The sequence below is a fragment of the Brevundimonas sp. NPDC092305 genome (assembly GCF_044755415.1).
GTDB lineage: Bacteria > Pseudomonadota > Alphaproteobacteria > Caulobacterales > Caulobacteraceae > Brevundimonas.
The window spans coordinates 358,108-383,904 of record NZ_JBIVQY010000001.1 but is presented as its reverse complement, the minus strand read 5'-3'; the positions used below and the strand labels follow the sequence as shown (position 1 = coordinate 383,904).

Sequence of the window (25,797 nt, the reverse complement as noted above, 5' to 3'; positions counted from 1 at the left end):
GACGACCGTCAGGGTGACACTGGACGCCCTTGACCCCCGCCTCGCCTCTCCCTAGCTGACGGCGGGTATCGAAAGGCCTCCCCGTGACCGATCAAGCCATCGCCGACCCCGTCCACGCCTTCATCGATGAGACCGTGAAAGGTCATGACGTCGTGCTGTTCATGAAGGGCACGCCGGACCAGCCGCGCTGCGGCTTCTCTTCGGTCTCGGTGCAGATCCTCGACCAGATCGGCGCGCCCTTCGTCGGCGTCGACGTGCTGCAGCACGAAGCGCTGCGCGAGGGCATCAAGGCCTACACCGACTGGCCGACCATTCCCCAGCTCTATGTGAAGGGCGAATTCGTGGGCGGTTCGGACATCCTGCGCGAGATGTTCAGCGCCGGCGAGCTGCATGCCCTGATGGTCGAAAAGGGCGTGCCGCTGGGCGAACAGGACGCCTGATGGCGCGCGCCCGGCTGGAGCCCCGGACGGATCGCGAGATCTTCGTCCTGCCGCTCGAGGTCAGGCCCGAGCACATCGACGAGAATGGCCACGTGAACAATGTGGTCTACGTCGGCTGGCTGCAGGACGCGGGCACCGCCCACTGGAACGCCCGGTTCGACGCCGGCACCCGGGGGAAGTGGTCGTGGGTCGGGACGCGGCATGAGATCGACTACTTCCATCCGATCATGCCCGACGCGACCGGCGTCGTCGCTCGCACATGGGTGGGCGAGCCGCAGGGTCCTCGCTTCAACCGCTACGTCCGGATCGAGGACGGCGAGGGCCGGCTTTGCGCGCAGGGCGTGACGGAGTGGGTGCTGGTGGATGCGAAGACGATGCGGCCGCACCGGATCCCGGCGGACATCCTGCCCGCGTTCGAGCGGTAGTCAGCCCGTCTGGACCTGAGCCGGGTTCTCAACGGACAGGCGGGCGCCGGGGGCCAGACCCAGTTCCTCGAAGGTCCAGCGAACCTCGACCCCGTCGGGCTGGGGCCGTTCGCAGCGGTCTTCCTTCAGACGGCGGACGGTGATCACCGAGCCGCCATCCTTCGGCGCGATAACCGGCGTCAGGTCGGCCTTTGCCGTGCAGCCGTTGGACGTGACCCAGAAGATGGCCTGATCGCGGGCGATGACGGCCGCGTGGACCGGCTCGATCTGCCCGGGCAGAGCGGCCGCGAACCCGATCGACGCGGGCGCCGGCCTCAGTTCCGAGCGGTCCTGTATGGCGCAGGCGGCGGCTGACATCGTCAGCAGCGCGCAGCCCGCCAAGGCAGCCGTTTTCATCACAACCGGCCTCCCTGACCGGACCCTGAACATGGCCAGAATGCGCCCGATCTCCCGCGAATAAAACCCCGTTCAGGCGAGTTGATCGCAAGAATGACAGCGTTCGTCGAACTCGACAGGAACGTTCAACAGAAAAGGCCCCGGATCGCTCCGGGGCCTTCCAGTCTGTCCGTCTGATCGAAGGGATCAGGACGAGTAGTATTCGACGACCAGGTTCGGTTCCATCTTCACGGCGAACGGCACGTCGGCCAGTTCCGGCACGCGGACGTAGCGGACCGAGAAGCCGCGATCGCCGATTTCCAGGTAATCCGGGATATCGCGTTCCGACGACTGCTGGGCTTCGAGAACCAGAGCCATGGCGCGGCTCTTTTCCTTGACCTCGATCACCTGGCCAGGCTTCACGCGGTACGAGCCGATGTCGACCTTCTTGCCGTCGACGGTCACGTGGCCGTGGCTGACGAACTGGCGGGCCGCCCACACGGTCGGGACGAACTTGGCGCGGTAGACGATGGCGTCCAGACGCGACTCAAGCAGGCCGATCAGGTTTTCCGAGCTGTTGCCCTTGCGGCGCGTGGCTTCGGCGTAGGTGGCGGCGAATTGCTTCTCGGTGATGTTGCCGTAGTAGCCCTTCAGCTTCTGCTTGGCCTTCAGCTGCAGGCCGAAGTCGGAAACCTTGGACTTGCGGCGCTGACCGTGCTGGCCGGGGCCGTAGGAACGCTTGTTCACCGGGGACTTCGAACGGCCCCACAGGTTTTCACCCATGGCCCGGTCGATCTTGTACTTGGCGCTATGGCGCTTGGACATGTGTCACTCTTCTTCAGCGATGCGGCCCGGCCGCTCCATTATTGGAGAGGCTATCTCAACGGCGGTTCACGCATCATCCGTCATGCAACGCGCCCCGAAGCGAACTCCGGGGCGTGAAGGCGGGGCTTATGAGGGCCGAACCCTGATGAGTCAAGTTCAGGCGGCCTCGGTCTCGGCAATGACGTCCGAGGTGGCCGCGTTGCGGCTCGGGCGGCCCAGCAGATAGCCCTGCACCTCGTCGCAGCCCTGCTCGCGCAGGAAGGCGAGCTGGTCGGGCGTCTCAACCCCCTCGGCGAGGATGGGGATGTCCAGACTCTCGCCCAGCGCCAGCACGGCGCGGATGATGGCGCGCGACTGGGGGCCGCCGTCCAGCTCGGACATGAATGTGCGGTCCAGCTTGATCTTGTCGAACGGGAAGGCCCGCAGCGTCGACAGCGACGAATAGCCGGTGCCAAAGTCGTCCATCGCCACCGACACGCCCAGCAGTTTCAACTGGCGCAGAATGTGGGTGGTGCGCTCCATGTCCGAGATCATCGCCGTCTCGGTGATCTCAAGCTCCAGCCGGGAGGGCTGCAGGCCGGTCTCGACGAGGATCTGGTGCACCATCCGCGGGAGGTCGACGTGCGACAGCTGGACCGGCGACAGGTTGACGGCCACGCGGTGCGGCTGGGTCCAGCCGGCCGCCTCGGCGCAGGCCTGACGCAGCACCCATTCGCCGATCGGCAGGATCAGGCCGGTCTCCTCGGCCACAGGGATGAAGTCGGACGGCGGAATGAAGGAGCCGTCGGGCTGGCGCCAGCGCAGCAGAGCCTCATAGCCGGTGACCTTGCCGGTCTCGACCGAGGCCTGAAGCTGGTAGTGCAGTTCGAACCGCCCCTGATCCAGCGCCTCGCGCAGACCCAGCGTCACCCGCCGCCGCACGCGGACGGCCTCATCCATCGCGCCTTCGTAGAAGCAGATGTCGGTCGTCAGCGACGCCTTGGCCCGGTACATGGCGAGGTCGGCGTTGTTGATCAGGACAGACGGCTCGTTCGCGTCGCTCGGCCAGACGGCGACCCCGACCGCGGCCCCGCATTGAAGCTGGGCGTGCTCGGCCTCCATGGGCGTCAGGATGGCGGCGCGGAGACGTTCGGCGGCCTTTTGGGCGACAGCGCGGTTGCGCGCGGGGATGATGGCGACGAACTCGTCCCCGCCCAGACGGGCAAGGAACTCTCCCTCCCGCAGCGACTCCCTCAGCCGATCGGCGATGTGGATCAGCAGCTGGTCGCCAATGGCGTGGCCGTAGAGATCATTGACCTCCTTGAACCGGTCCAGATCGATGGCCAGCAGGGCGAAGCCGCCGTCATTCCCGGACAGGGCCGCCGAGCGGTCCAGCTTCTCGAGGAAGGAAGCGCGGTTCGGAAGGCCGGTCAGGCTGTCGTTGCGCGCCAGATGGGCGATGCGACGTTCCTGGGCCAGTCGCGAGCGCAGGTCGCGGACCGCGAGGATGCGGAAGGTCTTGTCGCCCGCTTGGGCCGGCTCGTCGCGCACGGCGATCTCGACCGGAACAGCGACGCCGTCTGCGGCGGACAGGCGGCTCTGGATCAGCTCGCCGGGACGCATGGCGTCGACATCCTCGATCCAGCGTGACACGGGCTGACCTGTGATCTCGCCGTCGGTCAGTCCGCACAGGTCGGCGAAGGCCCGGTTGGCGATGACGATCCGGCCATCGCTTTCGACGACCATGCCGTCCACGCTGCCCTCGATCAGGCTGGTCAGGCGGGTACGCGACAGTCGCTCGGTCTGCTCCTCCAGGGCATAGCTGGCGACGGCCGTGCCCAGCATCAGGAAGCCGACCAGGGTGACGCCCAGCGCCAGCAGGGCCTCCGCGTCCGACAGCGTCGCGGCGTCTACGGACGGGGCGATCGGCACGATCGCCAGCGCGCCCATGCCGGTGAAGTGCAGAGACACGATGGTCAGCACCATCAGCACCGGTGTGATGAAGGCGCGGTGTCGAACGCTCTCGTTCGCCCCGACATGGAAGGCCAGCGCCCCGCCGACCACGGCCGCGACGATCGAGGCGGTCACATACTCCGGCGCCCAGAAGACGAAGGCGTCGGCAGTGAAGGCCGCCATGCCGATGTAGTGCATGGCCGCGACGGCGAGCCCGAACACCACGCCGCCCACGATCGGCGCCCATCGTCCGCGCATCGAGCCGATCGACAGCGCCAGCCCGCAGCCGACAACAGCCGTGAACAGAGAGGCGCCGGTCAGACCCGGGACATAGGAGACCTCGACGCCCGGCCGGTAGGCGAGCATGGCCACGAAATGGGTGCACCAGATCGTGGCCCCGCCGGCGACGGAGCCGAGGAACAGCCACGGCAGCCGACCACGCGCCGGGGTGCGTCTGCTTTTGCCGAACAGGCGGCTTAGGACGAAGGAGCCGGCGACGCAGATCAGCGCCGCAACGGCGACCAGAAACAGGTTATGCTCCTGGGTCAGGCAGGTCAGAACGGGCATCAGGGACTCGGCTACTGCGATCGAGCCGGACGGTTAACCCTGAGATCCTGAGCGCTGCCTTTACAGTGAAGGTTAGCGAAAGCTGAACCCCCCGCGTCTAGCGGGTCGCGTCCGGCGCCCAGACGAAGGTTTCCTCGCGTTTCTGGAAGCGGCCGACGCCCGGCCACGGGAAGTGGACGCCATAGACGCGCAGCGACTGGGTCGCGCCGCGTTCGAGCAGGTTCTGGCGAGTGGCGATGGCGGCGTCGGAGTTGAAGTCCCACGCATTCACAGCCTCGGGTCGTTGCACGGAAATGACCGCGCTGTGCAGGGCGTCGCCGAAATAGAGCAGCCGATCCTCGCCTGAAACGATCTCGTAGCCCGTATGGCCGGGCGTGTGACCGTTGAGTGCGATGGCGGTGATCGACGGCGTCACCTGCGCGCCCGAGGCGAAGGTCTGGACCTTGGGCGCGATCACCGGGACGACGGCGGCGGCCTCGGGGTCGGCCCGCATGGCGGTCCATTCGTCGGCGCTCATGCGGATGGCGGCGTTCGGGAAGACCAGCGCGCCGTTGGCCACCAGTCCCCCGACGTGGTCGCCGTGGGCGTGCGAGATCAGGATGTCGGTGACCTGTCCCGGCTGGACGCCGGCGGCGGTGAGTGAGCCCTGAAGCTTGTTCTGCGTGCCCATCTGGCCGCCCGCACCGGTGTCGATCAGCACCACGTGCTCGCCGTCGCGAACCAGCAGGGGCTGAACTGACAGATGAATCCGGCCGTCAGCGGCGAGCGCGCCGGGGAGCTCGGAGACTTCGGCAGCATCCCACGGACTGGCGCCCGCCGCGTTTTCGAGCACGATCTCACCGTCGCGCAGGGCGACAGCCTGAAGCTCACCGATGCGGAAGGGATGGGTGTCGGCGGTGGCCACGACCGCAGGCGCGGCGGGCGCTTCGGGCTTGTCGGCCGGTTGCGAACAGCCAGCCAGAATGGCGGACAGCATAAGGCCCGCAGCGGCCATCCTGAATGTGGTCGTCATCAACGCCTCCCCTAAGTCATCGAACGATGACGTGGAGATAAGGCGAGAAAGCGGCGGCGCAAGAGGCGTCCTTCACCCTTTCGGAAGAAGGACGCCGCCGTGTGCGTATCAGCTCGCCGCGGCGAAAAGTTCGTTGGCCTTGTTCCAGTTCACCACCGACCAGAAGGCCTTCAGATAGTCGGCCCGGCGGTTCTGGTATTTCAGATAATAGGCGTGCTCCCAGACGTCCGCGCCGAGGACAACGGCGCCCTTTTCGTCGGCCACGTCCATCAGCGGATTGTCTTGGTTCGGCGTCGAGGTGATCTTCAGCTTGCCGTCCTGAACGATCAGCCAGGCCCAGCCCGAGCCGAACTGGCCGGCGCCGGCGGCGTTGAAATCTTCCTTGAACTTGTCGAACCCGCCGAGGTCACGGTCGATGGCGGCGGCCAGTTCGGCCGAGGGCTGACCGGCCTGATCGGCGGGGGCCAGCAGCTCCCAGAACAGGCTGTGGTTCCAGTGACCACCACCGTTGTTGCGCAAGGCCTTCGGGGCCTTCGAGATGTTGGCGAAGATCTCTTCCAGAGACTTGCCCTGCAGGTCGGCGTTCGCGTCGACGGCCTTGTTCAGATTGTCGACGTAGGTCTGGTGATGCTTGTCGTGGTGGAAGGTCATCGTCTCCTTGTCGATCGCCGGCTCCAGAGCGTCATAGGCGTACGGCAGGGGCGGAAGGGTGAAGGCCATGGGGAGGCTCCTTTTCGACATTGAGACTGGTCCGGATGTAGGCGTTCAGCGCCCGGACCCAAGGCGTGAAGCAGGAATTCGTCAGCAGGAACGCGCGACGACGGCGACCGGGTTCAGGCGGGCAGGTTCGCCTTCATGCAGTCGCGCACCGCGCGGCGATGGTCGCCCAGCGCCGCCATATAGTCGACTCCCGACGCCTCGAACACGACCTTGGTGGCCGCATCCAGACCCAGCGGCAGAGCCGCGATCACCCGTTTCTGCCCCTTGTCGTGCAGACAGAAGCCCAGTTCGTTGCACAGGGCGGAGAACATCGGGTCGTAGTCGGGTGCGCCTTCGGTCATGCGGGACCCCTTAGCCGTTCCGCGTGAAAGGCGACATGGTCATCCATGAAGCTGGCCATGAAGAAATAGGAATGGTCGTAGCCGGGCTGCATCCGCAGGGTCAGCGTCTGACCAGACGCCTTCGCGGCCTCCACCAACAGTTCGGGCTTAAGCTGTTCGGTCAGGAAGGGATCCGCGTCGCCCTGATCGATCAGGATGTCGTCATAGACGCCCTGCGCCGCGCCGTTCTCGATCAGCAGGGCCGCATCGTGCCGTGCCCAGCCGTCGCGATCCGGCCCCAGGTACGCCCCCAGCGCCTTCTCGCCCCACGCACAGCGGGTCGGCGAGCTGATCGGCGCGAAGGCCGAGACGGACTGGAACAGTTCCGGATGGTTCAGCGCCAACGTCAGCGCGCCGTGCCCGCCCATGGAGTGGCCGAAAATCGAGCGGGTCTTCGTCGTCGGGAACTCAGCGTCGATCAGATCGATCAGCTCGTCCGTGACATAGCTCTCCATGCGGAAGTTCGGGGTCCACGGCGCCTGCGTCGCGTCGACATAAAAGCCCGCTCCCTGCCCCAGATCGTAGGCCGGGTCGTCGGCCACGCCCTCGCCGCGCGGGCTGGTGTCAGGCGCGACGATGATCACGCCATGCTCGGCCGCCGCGCGATAGGCGCCGGCCTTGGTGGTGAAGTTGTCCTCGGTGCAGGTCAGACCGGACAGCCAGATCAGCACCGGGAACGGCTCCTCGCCGGGCGGGACGAAGACCGACAGGGTCATCGGCGTGCCGGTCGTCGTGCTGTCATGCTTCAGATAGCGGAGCACGCCGCCGTGGACGGCGTGGGTCTTCGTCGTGTCCATCAGCCGGGCCGGTGCAGGGCGCAGATCTTGTTGCCCGACGGGTCGCGCAGATAGGCCAGCACCAGCGGGCCGAACGGACCCTGACGCGGACCGGGCGGGTCCTCGATAGAGCGGCCGCCGGCGGCGACGCCGGCGTCGTGGAAGGCCTGAACCATCTCGGGCGTCTTCGCATGGAAGCCGATGGTGCCGCCGTTGGCGCAGCTGGCCACATCGCCGTCGAGCGGCTTGCCGATGGCGAAGGCGCCGCGGTCGGTGCGGTACCAGTAGCGGCCCTTGGGATCAGGCTGGCCCGGTCCCAGACCGAGCGCGCCGAGCGCGGCGTCATAGAAGGCGCGCGAGGCCTCGACGTCGTCTGCGCCGAGCGTGACGTGGGTGAACATGCGAAGGCTCCCTAGAAAACGACGACGCTGCGGATGCTCTTGCCCTCGTGCATCAGGTCGAAGGCCTCGTTGATGCGCTCAAGCGGCAGGGTGTGGGTGATCATCGGATCGATCTCGATCTTGCCGTCCATGTACCAGTCGACGATCTTCGGCGTATCGGTGCGGCCGCGCGCGCCGCCGAAGGCGGAACCGCGCCAGACGCGGCCGGTGACCAGCTGGAACGGACGGGTGGCGATCTCCTTGCCGGCCTCGGCCACACCGATGATGATGCTCTCGCCCCAGCCGCGGTGGCAGGCTTCCAGCGCCTGACGCATGACCACGGTGTTGCCGGTGCAGTCGAAGGTGTAGTCCGCGCCGCCGCCGGTCAGTTCGACCAGATGGGCGACGACATCGCTGACGTCCTTCGGATTGACGAAATGGGTCATGCCGAAGCGGCGACCCCACTCCTCCTTGTCGGGGTTCAGGTCCACGCCGACGATCATGTCGGCCCCGACCATCTTGAGCCCCTGAATGACGTTCAGGCCGATGCCGCCCAGACCGAAGACGACGCAGTTGGCGCCCGGCTCGACCTTGGCGGTGTTGACCACCGCGCCCACGCCCGTCGTCACGCCGCAGCCGACATAGCAGGCCTTGTCGAACGGCGCGTCCTTGCGGATCTTCGCCAGCGCGATCTCGGGCAGCACGGTGTAGTTCGAGAAGGTCGAGCAGCCCATGTAGTGGGCGATCGCCTGCCCCTTGTAGCTGAAGCGCGAGGAGCCGTCGGGCATCAGACCCTTGCCCTGAGTGGCGCGAATGGCGGTGCACAGGTTCGTCTTGCGGCTGAGGCAGCTTTTACACTGACGGCATTCCGGCGTGTACAGCGGGATCACGTGATCGCCGACCTCGACCGAGGTCACGCCCGGCCCCACCTCGACCACCACGCCCGCACCCTCGTGGCCGAGGATCGACGGGAAGATGCCCTCGGAGTCCAGCCCGTCCAGCGTGTAGGCGTCGGTGTGGCAGATGCCGGTCGCCTTGATCTCGACCAGCACCTCCCCGGCGCGTGGCCCCTCCAGATCGACCTCGACGATCTCCAGCGGACGTTTGGCCTCAAAGGCGACGGCGGCGCGGGTTTTCATCGGGCTCTCCTGTTGATCCGGGCTTGGCTACGCGGCCCGGCTCCGGTGATCAAGCACCCAGCCAGCCCATATGCTCGGCCAGGATCGACAGGCCGATCAGGATCAGCGCCACGCCGCCCAGAAACTCGGCCACCTTGCCGAAGCGCACGCCGACGGCGCGGCCGATCAGCATGCCGATGGTGGTCAGGACAAAGGTGGTGAAGCCGATGCAGGCGGCGATCAGCCAGATGTTGGCGCCGATGAAGGCCATGCCCACGCCCACCGCGGCCGCGTCGATCGAGGTGCCGACGGCGGTGGCGATCAGGGCGAGGATGGCGTTGCGGCCGGCGCGGGCCGGGCGGGCCTCCTCGTCGACCGGCTGGAAGGATTCCCACAGCATCTTGGCGCCGACCGCGCCCAGCAGGCCGAAGGCGATCCAGTGGTCGACCTGTTCGACGAAACCGGCGGCGATCAGGCCCATCGCCCAGCCGATCAGCGGCGTGATCCCCTCGATGATCCCGAACACCAGACCGTTGCGCACGGCGGTGGCGAAGCCCGGGCGATGGGCGGCGCCGCGACCGACAGCGGCGGCGAAGGCGTCCGTCGACATGCTCAGCGACAGGACGGCGATGGAAAGAGGGGTCAAGAACAGCGTCCGCCGGGCGTGTGAGACAGCGCGCTCACGCTCCCGCCGGATGGGATGCGCAAGGCACGCTGGTCTCGCCAGGCGGACCGAGGTCCGCTGATCGCGCCACGGGCCCGAAGACCACGAGTATGTTGACGCGAACCCGGCCTTTGAATGGGCGCCGGCGGCTACTCCCCAACGGGGCGGCGTCTACAGGAGTCGATTTGCCGGATCAACCGCGTGGCGCGAACAGGATAACGCCCGCGCCGATCAGGCACACCGCGCCGCCGATCAGGTCCCAGCGATCCGGCGCGCTCTTCTCGACCAGCGCCATCCAGATCAGAGAGGCGCAAATATAGACTCCGCCATAGGCCGCGAACGCCCGCCCCGCCGCCTCTGTCGGCACGAACGTGAGCAGCCAGGCGAACGCCACGAGCGCGAGGACGCCCGGGATCAACCACACAGGAGAGCGATCCAGTTTCAGCCATGCCCAGAAGGCGAAACAGCCGGCGATCTCGGCCAGCGCGGCGAGCGGGTAGACGAGTACCGCCTTCACTCGCCCGCCTTCTTCGCCGCCAGCTTGGCAAGCACCCGTCCGCGCCCCTTGGCCAGCGCATGGATCACGCCGCGGAACGTCGCCACCTCCTGCTCGGAGAAGGCCCCGCGGCCCAGCATGACGCGCAGGTTCTGGCTCATCGAGCGCTTCTTCTCGGGCGGATGGAAGAAGCCGCCGTCGTCGAGCTCTCTCTCCAGATGTTCGTACATGCCGACCAGCAGGTCGTTCGACGCGGGCGGATCGCCCTCGCGGAACTTCGGCGGCGGGGCGTCGAGGATCAGGGTGCGCCACTCATAGGCGTTGATCGCGACAGCCTGGGCGAGGTTCAACGAGTGGTGGCGCGGATCGATCGGGATGGTGACGATCCCCGCGCACAAGGCGATGTCCGTCGTCTCCAGCCCCGCGCGCTCGCCGCCGAACAGCAGGCCGGCTTTCAGGCCCGAGGCGGTGTCATCGTAGAGGGCCCGGGCCGCCTCGCGCGGGGTGCGCACGGGCTGGCGGGTCTCGCGCGGGCGGGCGGTGGTGGCGAAGACGGTGTTCAGGTCGGCGATGGCCGAAGCCACGTCCTCGAACACCCGCACGTCATCCAGCACCCAGTCCGCGCCCGAGGCCGTCGCCCAGGCGCGATCCTGCGGCCAGCCATCGCGGGGCGCGACCAGCCGCAGCTCGGACAAGCCGAAGTTGGCCATGACCCGGGCGACGGAGCCGATGTTGTCGGCCAGCTGGGACCGGTCGAGGATGACGACGGGGGGCGTCAGATCGGTCAAGACGAGATCAGTCCTCGCCGTACATCGCAAGCCACGGATCGGCCGTTCCGGCCTCGACCTCGGCGACCTTGACCGCGGGCCAGCCGATGCTGACCGAGGCGGAGCCGCGCCAGGCGAGGGTGATCAGATCGCGCAGTTCCGAGGCGCCGGCCGACAGGCGGGCGTTGACGAACCGGCCGCCCGGGGCCGCGGCGTCGGCGCTGTCGACCACGAAGGCGCCCGACTTTTCCAGCTCATAGAAGGGCCGGACCTGACCCAGCGTCGTGCGCAGATAGGCGGCGATGCGGGGCTTGATGTCGGCGTTGGGATCGAACGCGGTCATGCCGGCCTCGATCGTCTCCATCCGCGCAACGCGGCCGGTGAAGGCGCCCTCGAAATTGCCGTGGGTCTGGCGTGAGGTGGTGAAGGCGTCCGGATTCGGCGTGTTCCGGTCCCAACCGTTGTAGTGGATGGTGGTGTGGTGCGGCTGCGATCCGTCGCCGACGTAGTGGGCCAGCACGCCCGCGTCGCGCAGGATCAGGGCCTCGCGCCGCTGCAGATCCTGCAGGTACCAGGCGCGCTTCGCCGGATCGACCTCGCGTCCGGCCTGTGCGGTCAGTACGCGCCAGTAGGCGAAGTCGCGCACCAGCTGCTGCCAGCCGTCCAGCATGGCGTAGGGCAGATAGCCGGCGTCGTTGACGTCCAGCCCGGCGGCGATCAGGGCGGCGTCGTATTCGGACTTAAGGTTCGGCAGGGCGTCGATCGACGGGCCCGCCGCGCTCATGATGTGCCCGTTGTCATCCATGTCGACGAAGTGAGCGGTGTCGCGCTCGCGGTCGTGCGGCTGGCCGGCGCCCTTCCAGCGGTCGGGCTCGCGGGCCAGCTCGCCGATCTCTGCAGCCGCGGCGGGCGTGCGCAGGAAGGCGGGCACATCGTCAGGCAGGCCGCGCGCGGCGGCCATGCCGATCAGCCGGTGGCCGGTATTGCCCCAGGCCTCGACGGAGACGGGCGCGGCGACGGCGACCATGGCGCAGGCGGCGACGGCGGCGAGGATCAGGCGTTTCATGCAGGGCTCCGGACTGTCCGAAGCGCCTTAGCCTATCCCGAAGGCGTCCTCCACCCGTCCGATCCAGTCGACGATGGCGGGATAGCGTTCCAGCTGGAAATCCCCCTCCGGCGCGACCCGGGTATAGGCGACTAGGGCGAGGTCGGCGATCGTCGGGCCATCGCCGACCAGCCAGTCCCGGTCCGTCAATCCAGCCTCCAGCCGATCCAGCGCCGCGTAACCGCGCTCTATCAGCCGCGGCTCGATCTCGGCGGCCGGCTTGCCGGCGATGGCGCGCTGGAAGCGGACGACGGCGACATAGGGTTCATGGCTGTACTGCTCCCAGAACAGCCATTCGAACATCTTCGCCCGGTCGAACGGGTCGGTCGGCACGAATTGTGATCCTTCGGCGATCCACAGGAGGATGGCGTTGGACTGGGCCAGCGTGCGGCCATCCTCCAAGATCAGCAGGGGGACCTGCCCCGCCGGATTTTTCGCAAGAAACTCAGGGGTTCGCGTGACTCCTGTCGTGACGTCAGCATCGATCCACTGATAATCGATCCCGAGCCGGTTCAGCATCCACTTGACCTTCAAGCAGTTACCCGACCGATTATCACCATGAACAGTAAGCATCGCGCACCAGAACAGAGTTGATCATCTGCGAATACGGACTATCAGATCATACTGCGATGCCCAATGCGGTTCTGCATCAACATGAACAAGCTCCGCTTATCCACGGATAATCCGGACAGGTGGTCGCACCGAGGAGTGAATGTCCGGCTTTTGACACAATTGGAAACGAAATAGCCCTCGCCGGACGCGTCGGGGCCGGTGATTCCGCGAGCCTGTCTCATGCTCGGCACCGCTGCCGCGTTCGCCCTTTTGTGGGCGATGGCCTTCCCCGTTGAAGCCACGACGACCGGAGATCCGGTGACCTACCAGGCGGCGACAGCCCAAGCCTGGGGTTCCGATCAAACGGCGGCGGCTACGGAAGGTTCCGATGAGGACGACGGCAGCGCCGCGGGCATGACGCCCGAGCAACAGGCCCTGATGGACGAGGACGCCGACTGGAGCGCCCGCGCCAATCTGTACCATGCAGGCGGTGGTGGAGCGACGGGCAACGACAGCCTCGGTTGCCGCCCGATCGCCATGCGCACGGTCGCCACCGACCCCCGTTACATTCCCCGCCGCACCCGTCTGTTCATCCCCGAAACGGTGGGCATGCGGATGAGCGACGGCTCGACACACGACGGCTACTGGTACGCTTCGGACACCGGCGGCGCGATCCGCGGTCAGAAGATCGACCTCTATACGGGCCACGGCCGCGGCTCGATGCAGCCGGCCATGCGCTTCAACCAGCGCCGCCTGACCATCGTCGACGCCGGCCGTTTCGACGGCTGCCCGCCGTCATGGGACAGCAAGCCCAGCCAGGCCACGATGATGGCCTCGGCGAACACCAGCGTCGGAAGCCGCTAGAACTTCCGCTTGCCGGACACCGTCTCGAAGAACATCCGCCAGTCGCCCATCAGGCTCCACAGCGGATATTTGAACGTGGCCGGGCGATTCTTCTCGAAGAAGAAGTGGCCCACCCAGGCGAAGCCGTAGCCGACCAGAGGCATGCCCAGCAGCCACCACGGGTTCAGCGTCACGATCGCCAGCGCCAGCACGCCCAGCACCAGCGCCGATCCGACCACGTGGATCCGCCGGCAGGTCCGGTTGGAATGCTCGTGGATGTAATACGGGTAGAAGGCCTCGAAGCTCTGAAAGCGTTCGTTCGGAAGAGCGGGCTGGGTCATGGTCCGCAGAATGACCCCTGCCCGGCCCGCTGCGCAAGCGGGCGGCGTTCACCCTGTTCGTCCGCGACGCGTTAAGGCCGATCGCCGAAACTGGCCGCCTCGCAGAATGCGACGGGAGCCGAAGATGCAGGCCACGATCACCACCGCAGCCGCAGGCCTGAGCCAGGCCCTGAAGCGGTTCGAGGACAGCGCCATACGCACCGCACAGGCGCCGCTGGACAACCTCGCCGAGGAAACCGTCGAACGCCTGCAGGCGCGGACGGCCGTCGCCGCCAATGTCGCCGTGCTGAGAACGGCGCAGGACATGAGCCGCGCCCTGCTGGACATCAAGGTCTAGGCCGCATTCGCCTTGGGCGGCAGGTCGAACAGGCCGATGAAGCGCTGGAAACCCGCGACATCGCCGGCGATAGTCAGCATCGACAGCGGCGCGCCGCCATAGACGACGGCCGCAAGCGCCGCCGGCTCGCCCTCGACCCGCACATCCACATCGCCGATGGGTTCGCGCTCGATCGGCAGCTCGCCGTCCTTCAGCCGGGCCACGAACTCGTCGTCGCCGAAGCGGAAGCCGACGGTCAGGGCGAAGTCGCCAATCCGGTCGTGGGCCAGCATGGTCCGCAAGGACATCATGATCGAGATCGCGCTGATGGGCAGGGTCGGGTCGTGACGCGGCGAGCGGGCGGCCCAGCGGCCGAGGCTCTGGAAGATCGGCTCGGCCTCGGCGCCCCAGTCCGTCAGCTCATAGACCTGCACCGACGCCGGCGGCGGCAGCTTGCGCCGACGCACGATGCCTGACTCCTCCAGCCCTTCCAGCCGCTGGGTCAGGACATTGGCGCTGATCCCGACAAGCGCGGCGCGCAGATCGCCGAAGCGACGCGGGCCATACATCAGCTCACGCATCACCAGCAGCGCCCACCGCTCGCCTACGAGATCGAGGGCGTGCGCGGCCCCGCAGGCGTCGTGATAACGTCTGCCGCCTTCTCTGGTTATTTTTTCTAACTTCATAGTTGACTAATGTAACTCGATGGGTGAGGAGTCGCAAGCTGAACGAAGGAGAAGAGCCGTGGATCGCATGATCTTCATCAATATTCCCGTCGCTGACCTGCCCCGCGCCATCGCCTTCTACGAGAAGGTGGGCGCTGTGCAGAACACGCAGTTCTCGGACGACACCGCCGCCATGGTCAGCTTGTCCCCGACCATCGCGATCATGCTGGTCACCCACGCGCGCTGGGCGACGTTCACCGACCGGCCCCTCGCGCCGAAGGGCTCCAGCGAATACGGCCTCTGCCTGACCAGCGAGAGCCGCGAGGCCGTTGACGCATGGGTGGAGACGGCGGTGAAGGCCGGCGGCCGGGCCGATCCCAACCCCGTTCAGGATCACGGCTTCATGTACAGCCGAGGCTTCACCGATCCGGACGATCACGTCTGGGAAAGCGTGTGGATGGACCCCGCTGTCGTCGCCGGCGCCGATCCACAGGCCGCCTGACGCGTTATTGTGCCGCGACCTCAACCGGAGGACTTCTCATGAGCGACAAGATCATTCCCTGCATCTGGTACGACCTGGGTCAGGCGCGCGAAGCGGCCGAATTCTACGTCTCGCTGGGCCTGCCAGACAGTCGCATCGACTCCGTGCACAGCAGCCCGGTCGACAACCCGTCAATGCACGCCGGCGGCGAGCTGATGGTCCAGTTCACCCTGGCGGGCCGCGGCTACATGGGCCTGAACGGCGGGCCGAACTTCCCGCAGACCGAGGCCATCTCGTTCCAGATCCACACCGATGATCAGGCCGAGACGGACCGTCTGTGGAACGCCATCGTCGGCAACGGCGGCAAGGAGAGCCAGTGCGGCTGGTGCAAGGATCGCTGGGGCGTCAACTGGCAGATCACGCCGAAGCGACTGATGGCCTTCTATGACGACCCCGACCCGGCCCGGACAAAGGCCGCGTTCAACGCCATGCTGACCATGAAGGAGATCGACATCGCCGCACTGGAAGCCGCCGCCGACAAGGCCGGCTGACCCGGTCGCGGCCCTGTTTCACCAAAGCAAGAAAAGAGGAGACGACCCATGTCCTACATCACCGGCTTCCTGACCCCCGTGAAAACCGTCGACAAGGATCGCTACATCGCCTCGGCGAAGAAATCCTGGCCGTTGTTCCAGAAGTACGGCTGCCTCGAACAGGTCGAGACCTGGGGCGAGGACATCCCGCCCGGCAAGGTCACCGGCTTCGATCTGGCCGTGAAGCTTGAGGCCGACGAGGTGGTGGTCTTCTCGTGGCTGCGCTGGCCCGACCGCGCCACCGCCGACAAATGTTGGGAGCAGATGCAGACCGACCCCGACTTCTCCGACATGGACATGCCGTTCGACGGCAAGCGCATGATGTGGGGCGGGTTCGCGCCGATCTTCGAGAGCTGAGAGGACAAGCCATGCCCTTCGTCGATATCTCCGTCATCGCCGTGCCCGACGACCAGAAGGACGCCTACATCGAGCATTGTCGCGCGGCCGACGCCCTGCTGAAGGAAGCGGGCGCCCTGTCCGTCACCGAGAACTGGGGCGTCGACGTTCCTGACGGCAAGATCACCGACTTCAGGAAGGCCGTTCAGGCCGAAGCGGGTGAGACCGTCGCGGTCGGCTGGATCGTCTGGCCCGACAAGGCCAGGCGCGACGCCGGCTGGGAAAAGTTCATGCAGGATGACCGCATGACGAAGCTCAACCCGCCGTTCGACGGCAAGCGGATGATCTATGGCGGGTTCGAGACCATCCACGAACTCTGATCACGTCACCCGAAGTGATCGCCCGGAGGGGCGGAGGGATCGCATCTCTCCGCCCCTTTGCTATCGTCCCGCCATGCGCACCCTGCTGATCAGCCTGGCTTTCGCCGCCGTCGCCCCGGTCGCTCTGGCGCAGGAGATGCCCGGCCACAGTCTGGTGTGGGCCGACGAGTTCGATCGCGACGGCGCGCCCGACCCGGCGAAGTGGAGCTTCGACACCCACGCCAACAAGACCGGCTGGTACAACGAGGAGCGCCAGTATTACTCAGCCGACCGGGGTGAGAACGCCCGTGTAGAGGACGGCCATCTGATCATAGAGGCGCGCAAGGAGCGGCTCGAGCACGCCGCGGACTTCGGCGGCCAGGACTACACCTCCGCCCGCATGGTCAGCCGCGAGGGGTGGACCTATGGCGTGATCGAGGTGCGGGCGAAGCTGCCGTGCGGCGGCGGAACATGGCCGGCGATCTGGATGCTGCCGACCGCGCTGACCGACTGGCCGCTGGATGGCGAGATCGACATCATGGAGCACGTCGGCAACCGGCCGGGCGTGGTGTTGGGCACCGTGCACACCGGCGCCTACAACCACGTGGCCGGCACCCAACGCGGCGGCGAGGTCACGGTCGCCGACGCCTGCGACGCCTTCCATGTCTATCAGGCGAACTGGACAGAGACTGGCATCGGCTTCGCCATCGACGGGCGTGAGTTCTATCGCTTCGACAACGACGGCGGGGGCGACAAGGCGACTTGGCCATTCGACCAGCCATTCGAGCTGATCCTGAACATCGCCGTCGGCGGAGGTCTGGGCGGCGCCGTTGACGATGCGGCCTTCCCCCAGCGGATGGAGATCGACTGGGTCCGGGTCTGGCGGAAAGACTAGGCCGCCTTCCTGCTGTCCATGAAGGCGAACAGACCCACGCCGGCCGGGATCAGCCAGTAGGTGCAGCCGGGAAGCCACGGGGCGGCGCGCAGCAGGGGCGTCAAGGCGATCAGGGCCGAGAGGACGCCGGTGACGAGCGCGAGGGCCCAACTGCGCGTCCATTCATAAGCCGCCCGCTTGCGCTGTGGGTTGTCGACCGTGCGACGGGCCTGCGCGAACAGCAGGGTGAACAGCAGGGCCAGGATCGCGAAGCCGAGGCCGTAGACGAAATAGGTCCAGCGCAGGTCCGACAGGGTCGAGACCAGCCCCGCCCCCGGCAGTCGACCTCCCGAAATGAAATGGGCTGCCGTCTCGATCAGAAGGCGCAGCGGGAAGACGAAGATCAGCACCGCGAACACCACCGCCAGACTGAGCCACGTCGCCTGTCCGTCCCGCCGTGGCCCCAGCGTCGACCACGTCCGGTGCGCCAGCCAGAACAGAAGGATCAGCGCGAATCCGGCGAGGAAGGCCGGTATTCGCAGCAAGGCCTGCACCAGATCGTCGAACGACCGCAGCGGCTCGCCGCCGGCGATGATCAGCAGCGACACGGCGAACGCAAAGGCCGCGTCCACGAACGCATCCAGCCTCTGTCCCTCCGCCGGACGAAACTCCGCCTTGGCCATGATCACCCCTCCCCCTGCACGTACGATGCCGGGGAACGGCGACGCTGACAACGCAGGCCGGAATTGAGAAGGGCGACCCGAAGGCCGCCCTGTCAAAATCAGCTGTCGAGGAAGGACCGCAACTTCCGCGACCGGCTGGGGTGCTTCAGCTTGCGAAGCGCCTTGGCCTCGATCTGACGGATGCGTTCGCGGGTGACCGAGAACTGCTGGCCGACTTCTTCCAGCGTGTGGTCGGTGTTCATGCCGATGCCGAAGCGCATGCGCAGGACGCGCTCCTCGCGCGGCGTCAGGGACGCCAGAACGCGGGTGGTGGTCTCGCGCAGGTTCGACTGGATCGCCGCATCGATCGGCAGGATGGCGTTCTTGTCCTCGATGAAGTCGCCAAGGTGGCTGTCTTCCTCGTCGCCGATGGGCGTTTCGAGCGAAATCGGCTCCTTGGCGATCTTCAGAACCTTGCGGACCTTTTCCAGCGGCATGGCCAGCTTTTCGGCCAGTTCTTCCGGGGTCGGTTCGCGGCCGATCTCGTGCAGCATCTGGCGGCTGGTGCGGACGATCTTGTTGATCGTCTCGATCATGTGCACCGGAATACGGATGGTGCGCGCCTGATCGGCGATCGAGCGGGTGATCGCCTGACGGATCCACCAGGTGGCGTAGGTCGAGAACTTGTAGCCGCGGCGGTACTCGAACTTGTCGACCGCCTTCATCAGGCCGATGTTGCCTTCCTGAATAAGATCAAGGAACTGCAGACCGCGGTTGGTGTATTTCTTGGCGATGGAGATCACGAGGCGCAGGTTGGCCTCGACCATTTCCTTCTTGGCCTGACGGGCCTCGCGCTCGCCCTTCTGGACGGTCTGGACGATGCGACGGTAGTCGTCGATCGGCAGGCCGGCCTCGGTGGCCACGGCGGCGACGTCGGCGCGGATCTGGCCGATCTGGCCGGCTTCGTTCTCGCTGAACTTGGTCCAGCGCACGCCCATTTCCTTGACGCTCTCGGCCCAGTTCGGATCCAGCTCCTTGCCGAAGTAGGACTTCAGGAATTCCGGACGCGAAATGCCGTAGCTGTCGGCAAGACGCAGCAGGCGCCCTTCGAGGCCGATCAGGCGCTTGTTGATCGCGTACAGCTGCTCGACCAGCGCCTCGATGCGGTTGTTGTTCAACTTCATCGTCTTCAGGCGACCGGAGATTTCGGTCGTCAGGGCGTCATAGGCTTTCTGGTCCTTGGCGCTGAGAACCTCGCCCTTCAGGCGGGCCTCGACCAGCTTGTCCTGCAGCTTGCGGAAACCGGGGAAGTCGCCAGCGATGGCGTCCAGCACTTCCATGACGCCGTCACGCAGCTCGGCTTCCAGAGCCGAGATCGACATGCCGCCGCCGTCGTCGAAGTCTTCGTCGTCCTCGTCGCTCTCAGGCTTTTCCTCGCCGCCTTCGCCCTCTTCGCTGGCTTCCGGCTTGGGCACCGGCTGGCCGGGGATGGGCGGCTGGGGCTGGTTGTGCGGCAGCGACGACGGGTTCAGCACGCCGTAGGTCGCGTCAAGGTCGATGACCTCGCGAAGCAGGATGCGGTTGTTGGCCAGTTCGTCGCGCCAGACCATGATGGCCTCGAAGGTCAGGGCGCTTTCGCACAGACCCGAGATCATGGCGTCGCGGCCGGCCTCGATACGCTTGGCGATGGCGATTTCGCCCTCGCGGCTCAGCAGTTCGACCGAGCCCATCTCGCGCAGATACATGCGCACCGGGTCGTCGGTGCGGTCATAGGCGGACTTGGCCGGGGTTTCGGCGACCGCGGTCTCGGCGGCGGTCGTGACCTCACCGCCCTCGCCTTCCTTCTCGGCGGCCTCTTCCTCGTCCTGGACGACGTTGACGCCCATCTCGGACAGCATGGCCAGGGTGTCCTCGATGGCGTCGCCGGACACCTCTTCGGAACTCAGGACCTTGTTCAGCTCGTCCATGGTGACGTAGCCGCGGGCCTTCGCCTGCTTGATGAATTTCTTCACCGCGGCGTCGGTAAGGTCGAGCAGCGGACCGTCCGATTGGACTTCAGGTTCCTGCGTCTCGGTCTGGGCGCTCATACAGTCTCTTCTCCGGGGCGGCGGGGAGCCGTCCGCCCGATACAACGATTTGCCGGGTCGTTGGTTACGAACCCGGGCTGTCTTCCCAAATTTCTCCAGTCTTGATCGCGCGACGCAACGCATCCCGCTCGGCCTTCAGCCGGCGGAACGCCTCGTCCTGCCCCGGCACGCCACGCGCCGAAGACAGGGCGTCTTCCAGGGCGGCGACGCGGGTGAGCGCGTCGTACGCCTGCGACCATCGGATCCTCGTCTCGCCGAGGGGCTTGTCTGCAGCCAGGAAAGGCGCGCCGGACTTTGCCGCCGCCTTCTCGACCTCGCGCATTAGAACGTCATGACCCGATTGCGCCAGATGGCGACGGAGCGCGGCTGAGTCAAGGTCTTGCCCGCTGAACCGTAGCCGCACCATCTCCTGCGCCAGTCCGTCGAGCGACGGATCGCCGAAGCCATGCGAGGCGATAGCCTCCAGATGATCGTCCATGCGTTCGGGGTCATCGATCGCCGCGTGCGCCAAGGCGGCGGCCACGGGTTCGATGGCGCGGCTGAGCGACTGCATCGCCTGCGCGCCCTCGGCGGTCTGACCGAGCACCGGCGGCGGCCCCCAGCGGCGGCCGCCCTGAGCGGTTGGCCCCTGCGGCGCCCGGCGTTGGGGGAACAGGGCGTCGAAGCGGTCGAACAGCTCGCGCCGATACTGTTCGGCCAGATCCTTGTCCTGAATGGCGGAGGCCTGCTGGCGCAGCCGGCCCTTGAAGCCGGCCTTACGCTCCGGCGTGTCCAGAGGCTCGACCTCGGCTTCCTTCTGGAACAGCACCTCGGCGAACGGGCGGGTCGCGTTCAACGCCTGCCGCAGAGCCGGCGCGCCCTGATCGCGCAGGATGTCGTCGGGGTCCTTGCCGCCGTCCAGCAGGGCGAAGCGGAACGACCGGCCCGACTTCAGCTGCGGCAGGGCGCGATCGATGGCGCGATAGGCCGCCCGCCGCCCGGCCGGGTCCCCGTCGAAGCACAGCACCGGCTCGGACGACACGCGCCACAGCCGCTCCATCTGCTCCTCAGTCAGGGCCGTGCCCATGGGCGCCACGGCCGGCAGGCCTGCCCTCTGGCAGGCGATGACGTCCATATAGCCCTCGACCACGACGATCGACTGGTCGGACTTGCTCTCGGCGCCGAGGATGCGGCGGGCCTCGGGCAGGCCGTACAGGGTCGCGCCCTTATGGAAGAGCGGGCTCTCTGGGCCATTCAGATATTTGGCCCGATCGTCCGGGTTCATCGCCCGGCCGCCAAAGCTGACGATGCGGCCCCGCGCGTCGAGGATGGGAAACATCAGCCTGTCGCGAAACCGGTCGTAGGGCTGGCCGCCGCCTTCCGGCGATATCAGCATGCCGGCCTCGACCAGATCGCCGGGCCGCGCGCCGCGCTGGACCAGAGCCTGCTTCAGGCCCTCGCGGTCATTTGGCGCATAGCCGAGCCCGAACCGCTCCCACTGATCCTCCGGCAGGCCGCGCTTCTCCAGATACTCCCGCGCCGCCTTGCCCGGCGACCGGCGCAGGTTGGCCGCGAACCATTTCTGGGCGAGATCCATCCAGTCGTTCAGACCCTGACGCTTCTGCTCGCGCTCCTGCGCCTGCGGGTCCTCGGCCGGCAGGGTCATGCCCGCCTCGCCCGCCAGCCGCTGCACCGCCTCGACAAAGCTCAGGCGTTCGGTCTCCTGCAGGAAGGAGATGACGTCCCCATGCTTGCCGGACGAGAAGTCGTGGAAGAAGCCCTTGTCGTCATTGACAAAAAAGCTGGGCGACTTCTCCTTCGAGAAAGGCGACAGGCCGACGTATTCGCGTCCCTGACGCTTGAGCTTCACCGACCGCCCGATGATGTCGGACGGGCGAAGGCGGGCCTTCAGTTCCTCGATAAAACGGTCGTCGAAACGCACCCTGTCTGCATACGCGTCCAACGACAGGCGCGCCACCGGTGAAGCCAAACGCCGCCAGCCTTAACCTTTGATTAACCAAGATGACGAAATCGTGTTCATAACCGATTGATCTACATAACCTTTTTTTGGACACGAGCCGGAACTATCCACAGAATGCGTGGTTTGATCCACACCCTGACCGGCTGCAGAAGCGGCGCCCTGCTTATCCGAGACGCCCATGTTCATCGCCATCGCCCGCCCGGCGGTGGAGCCTGAAGGCCCCGACGCCGTCGCCGTCCCCGGTTCCCCCGCCATCCTCGAACTCACCCCGCGCGCCCTGCACGCCCGGCTTCTGGAGAATGCGGCGCTCAGGCGGATGCGCGGGCTGGAGCGGCTGAAGGCCGATCGGCTGGAGGATGCGGATTACTGGCTGCACGCCGCGCCCGTGGCGGTGCGCAAGGCGTCCGCGCTGAGGGAAGAGAAGAGCTTCGCGCCCCTGCCCTAGCCCTTCATCGAGTCCGCGAACCGCTGGAACAGGTACAGGCTGTCCGTCGGCCCGGGCGAAGCTTCCGGGTGGTGCTGGACGCTGAACACCGGGCGGTCCTTCAGGGCGATGCCGCAGTTGGTGCCGTCAAACAGGCTGACGTGGGTTTCCTCGACCGCATCCGGAAGGCTGTCGCGGTCGACGGTGAAGCCGTGGTTCATCGACACGATTTCGACCTTGCCGGTCGTCAGATCCTTCACCGGATGGTTCGCGCCGTGGTGGCCCTGATCCATCTTCACGGTCTTCGCGCCCAGCGCCAACGCCAGCATCTGGTGGCCCAGGCAGATGCCGAAGACGGGCTTGCCGCTGTCGACCAGCTTTCGGATCTCCGGGACAGCGTATTCGCCGGTCGCGGCCGGGTCGCCCGGTCCGTTGGACAGGACGACGCCGTCGGGATTGCGCGCCAGAACCTCTTCCGCCGTCGTCGTCGCCGGCACCACGGTTATCTTCGCCCCTGTCGAGGCCAGCGCCCGCAGGATGTTGCGCTTCACGCCATAGTCGATGACCACGACCGTCTTGTCGGCGGCGTCCACGCGGGGATGGCCTTCCGGCCAGTCCCACAGGCCCTCGTCCCACTCGAACGACTGAAGGGTCGAGGCGGGCTTGGCAAGGTCGAGACCGACCAGACCGGTCCAGGCCGCGGCCTCGGCGACCAGCGCGTCCACGTCGAAGTTTCCGTTCGGGTCGTGGGCGATCACCGCGTGGGGGGCGCCGCCGTCGCGGATCAGGGCAGTCAGGGCGCGGGTATCAACGCCGGCCAGACCGACCACGCCGCGGCGCGTCATCCAGTCGTCAAAGCTGCTTTCCGAACGCCAGTTCGCCGGGTCCGTGGGCACGTCGCGGAAGATGGCGCCGCGCGCCGAGGTGTCCGAGCCGCCGCCCATCTGCTCGACGTCTTCCACATTGACGCCGACGTTGCCGACGTGAGGGAAGGTGAAGGCCAGGATCTGGCTCATGTACGACGGGTCGGTCAGGATTTCCTGATAGCCGGTCATGGCGGTGTTGAAGACCACCTCGCCCAGCGCCTTGCCGGTCGCACCGCAGCCGACGCCTTGCAGGATCGTGCCATCGGCGAGCGCCAGGACGCCTGTAACGCCGGGGAGAAGCTTCTCGGTCATGGCGTCATCTCCTGAAGGGCGAACCCGGCAAACGGCGGCGTAGCTACGGGGCTGAGGGCGCGGGGTCAACCGGCGCCGCGCCCTTGCGCATGAAGGCGAACCAGACGGCGGTCAGTAGGGCGACGAACCCGAGGGTCGGCAGGATGTAGCCCTTGGCCGCGAACGACACGGCGGCGATGGCGAACACCAGTCCCGCGACGGCGATGGTGCGTGCGCCCGCTGTCTTCGTCAGACGAAACAGCGACAGCGAACAGACGCCGTAGATGCTGAGGGTCAGCACCGACGTCACGCCCACCAGCAGCCCGAACTGACCCCCCAGCGTGGGCTGGCCCGACAGGATGGCGACCACGCTCATCACCGCCGCGCCCAGCAGGGGCGTCACCACCGGCGTGCGGTCGCCGCCAAAGCCCGAGGGCAGATACCCCTGCCCGGCCGCAGCACGCGCGGTCTCGCCGCCCATCATGGTCCAGCCGCCGATGGTGCCCAGCGTCTTGGCAATGGCGCACAGGGCCACGAAGCCGGCAATGGAGGCGCCGAACACCCGCCCGGCCAGATCGGCATAAGGGCTGGTCGATTGCGCCAGTTCGTCCAGCGGAATGACGCCGAACACCGCAACGGTGGCGGCCACATAGACGACCGTGGCCAGCAGGGCGCCGGCGATCGAGGCCCGGCCGACGTCGCGGGCCGGATTCTTCACCCGGTGCGACAGGGCCGCCGCGCTCTCGACGCCCAGATAGGCCCAGAAGATAATGGCCAACGAGGCCGGCACCGACTGTGTCAAAGGTTCCCCGCCCGGGCTCCACGACGCGGCGAACAGGGCGGGATCGAAGGCGGTCGCGCCCGCCACCACGGCGATCACGATGGGGATCAGCCCGACCACCAGCGCCGTCGCCGCCAGCCACGAGGCCGTCCGCGCGCCGATGATGTAGGCGATGGTGGCGATCCAGATGAGCGCCAGATTGCAGAAGGTCGCCGCCACGGGCTCTTTCAGCACCGGCCAGAAGAAGCCGAGATAGCCGGTGGCCGCGACGGCGACCGCGACATTGCCGATCAGGCAGGCGGCCCAGAAGGCCAGCGACACCTGAAACCCGAAGAACCGCCCCAGACCGCGCTCCGCATAGCCCGACAGGCCGTCAGCGCCGGGCGCGACCCGTCCCAACGCGCCGAACACCAGCGCCAGCGTCGCCGCGCCGACGGCCGCCACCAGCCAGCCGATCAGGGACGAGGCCCCCATCGGCGCCAGGCTGACGGGCAGCAGATACAGGCCCGAGCCAATCATGTTGCCGGCCACGACCAGGGCGGCGAGGCCCCAACCCAGTTTGTGCTTGTCGATCATGCCGCATGACAGGCCCCAGCGAGGCCGCCGCGTCAACCGTTCAGACGGTGATCGGATGCATGCCGGCGAAGACCGCATGGGTCGCGCCCGCGCTCTGGGCCGCCAGTCCGCGATCCGGACGCAGGTTCAGCAGCAGGACCTGCGGGCAGGCGTCGCGCGCCGCGCCGATCAGCTGGGCCGCGGCCTGCCAGTCGCGGGCGTTCTCGTGAGCGACCCCGGCGAAGTCGAGCGACAGGCACTGGGCGTGGGCCAGCGCCATGCGACGGACCATGCCGACATCGGGCGCGACGTGCAGGATAACGCCCAGCGCAGAGGTCTCGAAATGCGAGATGGCGTCGTTGATCGCCTCGACCGGCGCCTGCTCCAGCCCGCCCATGACCTCGACCAGCAGCGTCCCGGGAGCAGCCTCATCCAGCATTTCGGCGCACAATAAGGCGAACCGGCCTCCACTGGACGCCACCGTACGCCAGAAGGACGGGACGATTCCGCTGTCCTCGGGCCCCAGTCTCAGCAGGTCGAGACCGTGCCTCAGGCTCTGCATGTCGATGCGCTTCAGATCGACCTGCTCGAGCGAGCGTCGGCCAAGCGCCTGAAGCGCCTCGACACCGCCGCCATGACGCACCGTGCGCCGGATGCGGCGGCTGACGGGCCGCGACAGGGACAGGTCGAAGATCGGCTGGGCCGCGAGGGTGATCACCAGCTCGCGCCGGGATCGGGTCACAAGAGGGAAGGTCACGCTCTCATAGGGCGCCGACAGGGCACGTCGTTCGCCCAGCACCCCGGATGCGGGGGCCAGCGGGTCCACGACCAT

At 67.1% G+C, this 25,797-nt stretch carries 32 protein-coding genes; 10 read left to right on the top strand and 22 right to left on the bottom strand.

Features of this window, described 5'->3' with window-relative positions; translation table 11 throughout:
• The first annotated feature begins 83 nt into the window (after positions 1 to 83).
• Together grxD and ACIQC9_RS01885 are read left to right on the top strand one after the other, a co-directional pair.
• Complete coding sequence (gene grxD, locus ACIQC9_RS01890) at positions 84 to 440, top strand: Grx4 family monothiol glutaredoxin (RefSeq protein WP_400611919.1); 357 nt, start codon at positions 84 to 86, stop codon at positions 438 to 440.
• Positions 440 to 865, top strand: coding sequence for an acyl-CoA thioesterase (locus tag ACIQC9_RS01885; protein ID WP_400611918.1), 426 nt, complete (start codon positions 440 to 442; stop codon positions 863 to 865). Before grxD ends, ACIQC9_RS01885 begins: the two co-directional genes overlap by 1 nt.
• Here ACIQC9_RS01885 and ACIQC9_RS01880 read toward each other — a convergent pair whose 3' ends face one another.
• From ACIQC9_RS01880 to ACIQC9_RS01815, 14 genes are all read right to left on the bottom strand, one after another.
• Positions 866 to 1,261 carry a hypothetical protein gene (locus tag ACIQC9_RS01880; RefSeq protein WP_400611917.1) on the bottom strand — a complete coding sequence of 132 codons (396 nt, stop codon included), beginning with the start codon at positions 1,259 to 1,261 and terminating at the stop codon, positions 866 to 868.
• 186 nt (positions 1,262 to 1,447) lie between these two features.
• Positions 1,448 to 2,065 (bottom strand): 30S ribosomal protein S4, encoded by a 618-nt coding sequence (rpsD, locus tag ACIQC9_RS01875; RefSeq protein WP_400611916.1) that lies wholly within the window; start codon positions 2,063 to 2,065, stop codon positions 1,448 to 1,450.
• Positions 2,066 to 2,221: 156 nt separating this feature from the next.
• Positions 2,222 to 4,564 carry an EAL domain-containing protein gene (locus tag ACIQC9_RS01870; protein ID WP_400611915.1) on the bottom strand — a complete coding sequence of 781 codons (2,343 nt, stop codon included), beginning with the start codon at positions 4,562 to 4,564 and terminating at the stop codon, positions 2,222 to 2,224.
• Positions 4,565 to 4,661: 97 nt separating this feature from the next.
• Positions 4,662 to 5,576: an MBL fold metallo-hydrolase gene (locus ACIQC9_RS01865; protein ID WP_400611914.1), complete on the bottom strand. Its 915-nt coding sequence runs from the start codon at positions 5,574 to 5,576 to the stop codon at positions 4,662 to 4,664.
• 108 nt (positions 5,577 to 5,684) lie between these two features.
• Entirely contained in the window at positions 5,685 to 6,296 is a 612-nt protein-coding gene (locus ACIQC9_RS01860) for a superoxide dismutase (RefSeq protein ID WP_400611913.1), read from the bottom strand.
• A gap of 113 nt (positions 6,297 to 6,409) precedes the next feature.
• Entirely contained in the window at positions 6,410 to 6,637 is a 228-nt protein-coding gene (locus tag ACIQC9_RS01855) for a hypothetical protein (protein ID WP_400611912.1), read from the bottom strand.
• Complete coding sequence (gene fghA, locus ACIQC9_RS01850; RefSeq protein ID WP_400611911.1) at positions 6,634 to 7,473, bottom strand: S-formylglutathione hydrolase; 840 nt, start codon at positions 7,471 to 7,473, stop codon at positions 6,634 to 6,636. The genes ACIQC9_RS01855 and fghA overlap by 4 nt, the downstream gene beginning before the upstream one ends.
• Positions 7,473 to 7,853 (bottom strand): VOC family protein, encoded by a 381-nt coding sequence (locus ACIQC9_RS01845; protein WP_400611910.1) that lies wholly within the window; start codon positions 7,851 to 7,853, stop codon positions 7,473 to 7,475. Before ACIQC9_RS01845 ends, fghA begins: the two co-directional genes overlap by 1 nt.
• An 11-nt stretch (positions 7,854 to 7,864) precedes the next feature.
• Entirely contained in the window at positions 7,865 to 8,971 is a 1,107-nt protein-coding gene (locus ACIQC9_RS01840) for an S-(hydroxymethyl)glutathione dehydrogenase/class III alcohol dehydrogenase (RefSeq protein ID WP_400611909.1), read from the bottom strand.
• 49 nt (positions 8,972 to 9,020) lie between these two features.
• Positions 9,021 to 9,596, bottom strand: coding sequence for a manganese efflux pump MntP family protein (locus tag ACIQC9_RS01835; RefSeq protein ID WP_400611908.1), 576 nt, complete (start codon positions 9,594 to 9,596; stop codon positions 9,021 to 9,023).
• Positions 9,597 to 9,807: 211 nt separating this feature from the next.
• A complete protein-coding gene (locus tag ACIQC9_RS01830; protein ID WP_400611907.1) occupies positions 9,808 to 10,131 on the bottom strand; it encodes a YnfA family protein in 324 nt (107 codons plus the stop codon).
• Complete coding sequence (locus ACIQC9_RS01825; protein WP_400611906.1) at positions 10,128 to 10,898, bottom strand: RNA methyltransferase; 771 nt, start codon at positions 10,896 to 10,898, stop codon at positions 10,128 to 10,130. Before ACIQC9_RS01825 ends, ACIQC9_RS01830 begins: the two co-directional genes overlap by 4 nt.
• Positions 10,899 to 10,905: 7 nt before the next feature.
• A complete protein-coding gene (locus ACIQC9_RS01820) occupies positions 10,906 to 11,943 on the bottom strand; it encodes a S1/P1 Nuclease (protein ID WP_400611905.1) in 1,038 nt (345 codons plus the stop codon).
• A 27-nt stretch (positions 11,944 to 11,970) separates the two neighbouring features.
• On the bottom strand, positions 11,971 to 12,555 hold the full coding sequence (locus ACIQC9_RS01815; protein ID WP_400611904.1) for a glutathione S-transferase family protein: 585 nt from the start codon (positions 12,553 to 12,555) through the stop codon (positions 11,971 to 11,973).
• Between the two features lie 219 nt (positions 12,556 to 12,774).
• Here ACIQC9_RS01815 and ACIQC9_RS01810 point away from each other — a divergent pair, with 219 nt between their 5' ends.
• Positions 12,775 to 13,398, top strand: coding sequence for a 3D domain-containing protein (locus ACIQC9_RS01810; RefSeq protein ID WP_400611903.1), 624 nt, complete (start codon positions 12,775 to 12,777; stop codon positions 13,396 to 13,398).
• Here the strand turns inward: ACIQC9_RS01810 and ACIQC9_RS01805 are convergent.
• Positions 13,395 to 13,718 (bottom strand): Mpo1-like protein, encoded by a 324-nt coding sequence (locus ACIQC9_RS01805; protein WP_400611902.1) that lies wholly within the window; start codon positions 13,716 to 13,718, stop codon positions 13,395 to 13,397. The genes ACIQC9_RS01810 and ACIQC9_RS01805 overlap by 4 nt on opposite strands.
• Positions 13,719 to 13,842: 124 nt before the next feature.
• Here ACIQC9_RS01805 and ACIQC9_RS01800 point away from each other — a divergent pair, with 124 nt between their 5' ends.
• Positions 13,843 to 14,055 carry a flagellar hook protein FlgE gene (locus ACIQC9_RS01800; protein ID WP_400611901.1) on the top strand — a complete coding sequence of 71 codons (213 nt, stop codon included), beginning with the start codon at positions 13,843 to 13,845 and terminating at the stop codon, positions 14,053 to 14,055.
• Here ACIQC9_RS01800 and ACIQC9_RS01795 read toward each other — a convergent pair.
• Entirely contained in the window at positions 14,052 to 14,720 is a 669-nt protein-coding gene (locus tag ACIQC9_RS01795; protein WP_400611900.1) for a winged helix-turn-helix transcriptional regulator, read from the bottom strand. The genes ACIQC9_RS01800 and ACIQC9_RS01795 overlap by 4 nt on opposite strands.
• 67 nt (positions 14,721 to 14,787) lie before the next feature.
• On the opposite strand from ACIQC9_RS01795, the gene ACIQC9_RS01790 reads away from it, so the two are divergent.
• From ACIQC9_RS01790 to ACIQC9_RS01770, 5 genes are all read left to right on the top strand, one after another.
• Entirely contained in the window at positions 14,788 to 15,201 is a 414-nt protein-coding gene (locus tag ACIQC9_RS01790; RefSeq protein ID WP_400615348.1) for a VOC family protein, read from the top strand.
• Positions 15,202 to 15,239: 38 nt separating this feature from the next.
• Positions 15,240 to 15,731: a VOC family protein gene (locus ACIQC9_RS01785; RefSeq protein WP_400611899.1), complete on the top strand. Its 492-nt coding sequence runs from the start codon at positions 15,240 to 15,242 to the stop codon at positions 15,729 to 15,731.
• Positions 15,732 to 15,779: 48 nt separating this feature from the next.
• Positions 15,780 to 16,127: a DUF1428 domain-containing protein gene (locus ACIQC9_RS01780; RefSeq protein ID WP_400611898.1), complete on the top strand. Its 348-nt coding sequence runs from the start codon at positions 15,780 to 15,782 to the stop codon at positions 16,125 to 16,127.
• A gap of 11 nt (positions 16,128 to 16,138) precedes the next feature.
• Entirely contained in the window at positions 16,139 to 16,486 is a 348-nt protein-coding gene (locus tag ACIQC9_RS01775) for a DUF1428 domain-containing protein (RefSeq protein ID WP_400611897.1), read from the top strand.
• Positions 16,487 to 16,559: 73 nt separating this feature from the next.
• Positions 16,560 to 17,360, top strand: coding sequence for a family 16 glycosylhydrolase (locus ACIQC9_RS01770; protein WP_400611896.1), 801 nt, complete (start codon positions 16,560 to 16,562; stop codon positions 17,358 to 17,360).
• On the opposite strand, the gene ACIQC9_RS01765 is transcribed toward ACIQC9_RS01770, so the two are convergent.
• From ACIQC9_RS01765 to dnaG, 3 genes are all read right to left on the bottom strand, one after another.
• Positions 17,357 to 18,022 carry a TMEM175 family protein gene (locus tag ACIQC9_RS01765; protein ID WP_400611895.1) on the bottom strand — a complete coding sequence of 222 codons (666 nt, stop codon included), beginning with the start codon at positions 18,020 to 18,022 and terminating at the stop codon, positions 17,357 to 17,359. The genes ACIQC9_RS01770 and ACIQC9_RS01765 overlap by 4 nt on opposite strands.
• Positions 18,023 to 18,120: 98 nt before the next feature.
• Positions 18,121 to 20,088 carry an RNA polymerase sigma factor RpoD gene (gene rpoD / locus ACIQC9_RS01760; RefSeq protein WP_400611894.1) on the bottom strand — a complete coding sequence of 656 codons (1,968 nt, stop codon included), beginning with the start codon at positions 20,086 to 20,088 and terminating at the stop codon, positions 18,121 to 18,123.
• Positions 20,089 to 20,152: 64 nt separating this feature from the next.
• The gene (gene dnaG / locus ACIQC9_RS01755) at positions 20,153 to 22,009 is read right to left on the bottom strand and encodes a DNA primase (protein WP_400611893.1); all 1,857 of its coding nucleotides are present in this window, start codon (positions 22,007 to 22,009) and stop codon (positions 20,153 to 20,155) included.
• 217 nt (positions 22,010 to 22,226) lie between these two features.
• Between dnaG and ACIQC9_RS01750 the strand changes: the two genes are divergently transcribed.
• On the top strand, positions 22,227 to 22,493 hold the full coding sequence (locus ACIQC9_RS01750; protein ID WP_400611892.1) for a hypothetical protein: 267 nt from the start codon (positions 22,227 to 22,229) through the stop codon (positions 22,491 to 22,493).
• Here the strand turns inward: ACIQC9_RS01750 and carA are convergent.
• From carA to ACIQC9_RS01735, 3 genes are read right to left on the bottom strand one after another with little or no spacing between them, the layout of a single operon-like run.
• Entirely contained in the window at positions 22,490 to 23,650 is a 1,161-nt protein-coding gene (gene carA, locus ACIQC9_RS01745) for a glutamine-hydrolyzing carbamoyl-phosphate synthase small subunit (protein ID WP_400611891.1), read from the bottom strand. The genes ACIQC9_RS01750 and carA overlap by 4 nt on opposite strands.
• A gap of 43 nt (positions 23,651 to 23,693) precedes the next feature.
• Positions 23,694 to 24,986 carry an amino acid permease gene (locus tag ACIQC9_RS01740; protein WP_400611890.1) on the bottom strand — a complete coding sequence of 431 codons (1,293 nt, stop codon included), beginning with the start codon at positions 24,984 to 24,986 and terminating at the stop codon, positions 23,694 to 23,696.
• Between the two features lie 40 nt (positions 24,987 to 25,026).
• On the bottom strand, positions 25,027 to 25,791 hold the full coding sequence (locus ACIQC9_RS01735; protein WP_400611889.1) for a hypothetical protein: 765 nt from the start codon (positions 25,789 to 25,791) through the stop codon (positions 25,027 to 25,029).
• Positions 25,792 to 25,797 lie beyond the last annotated feature (6 nt).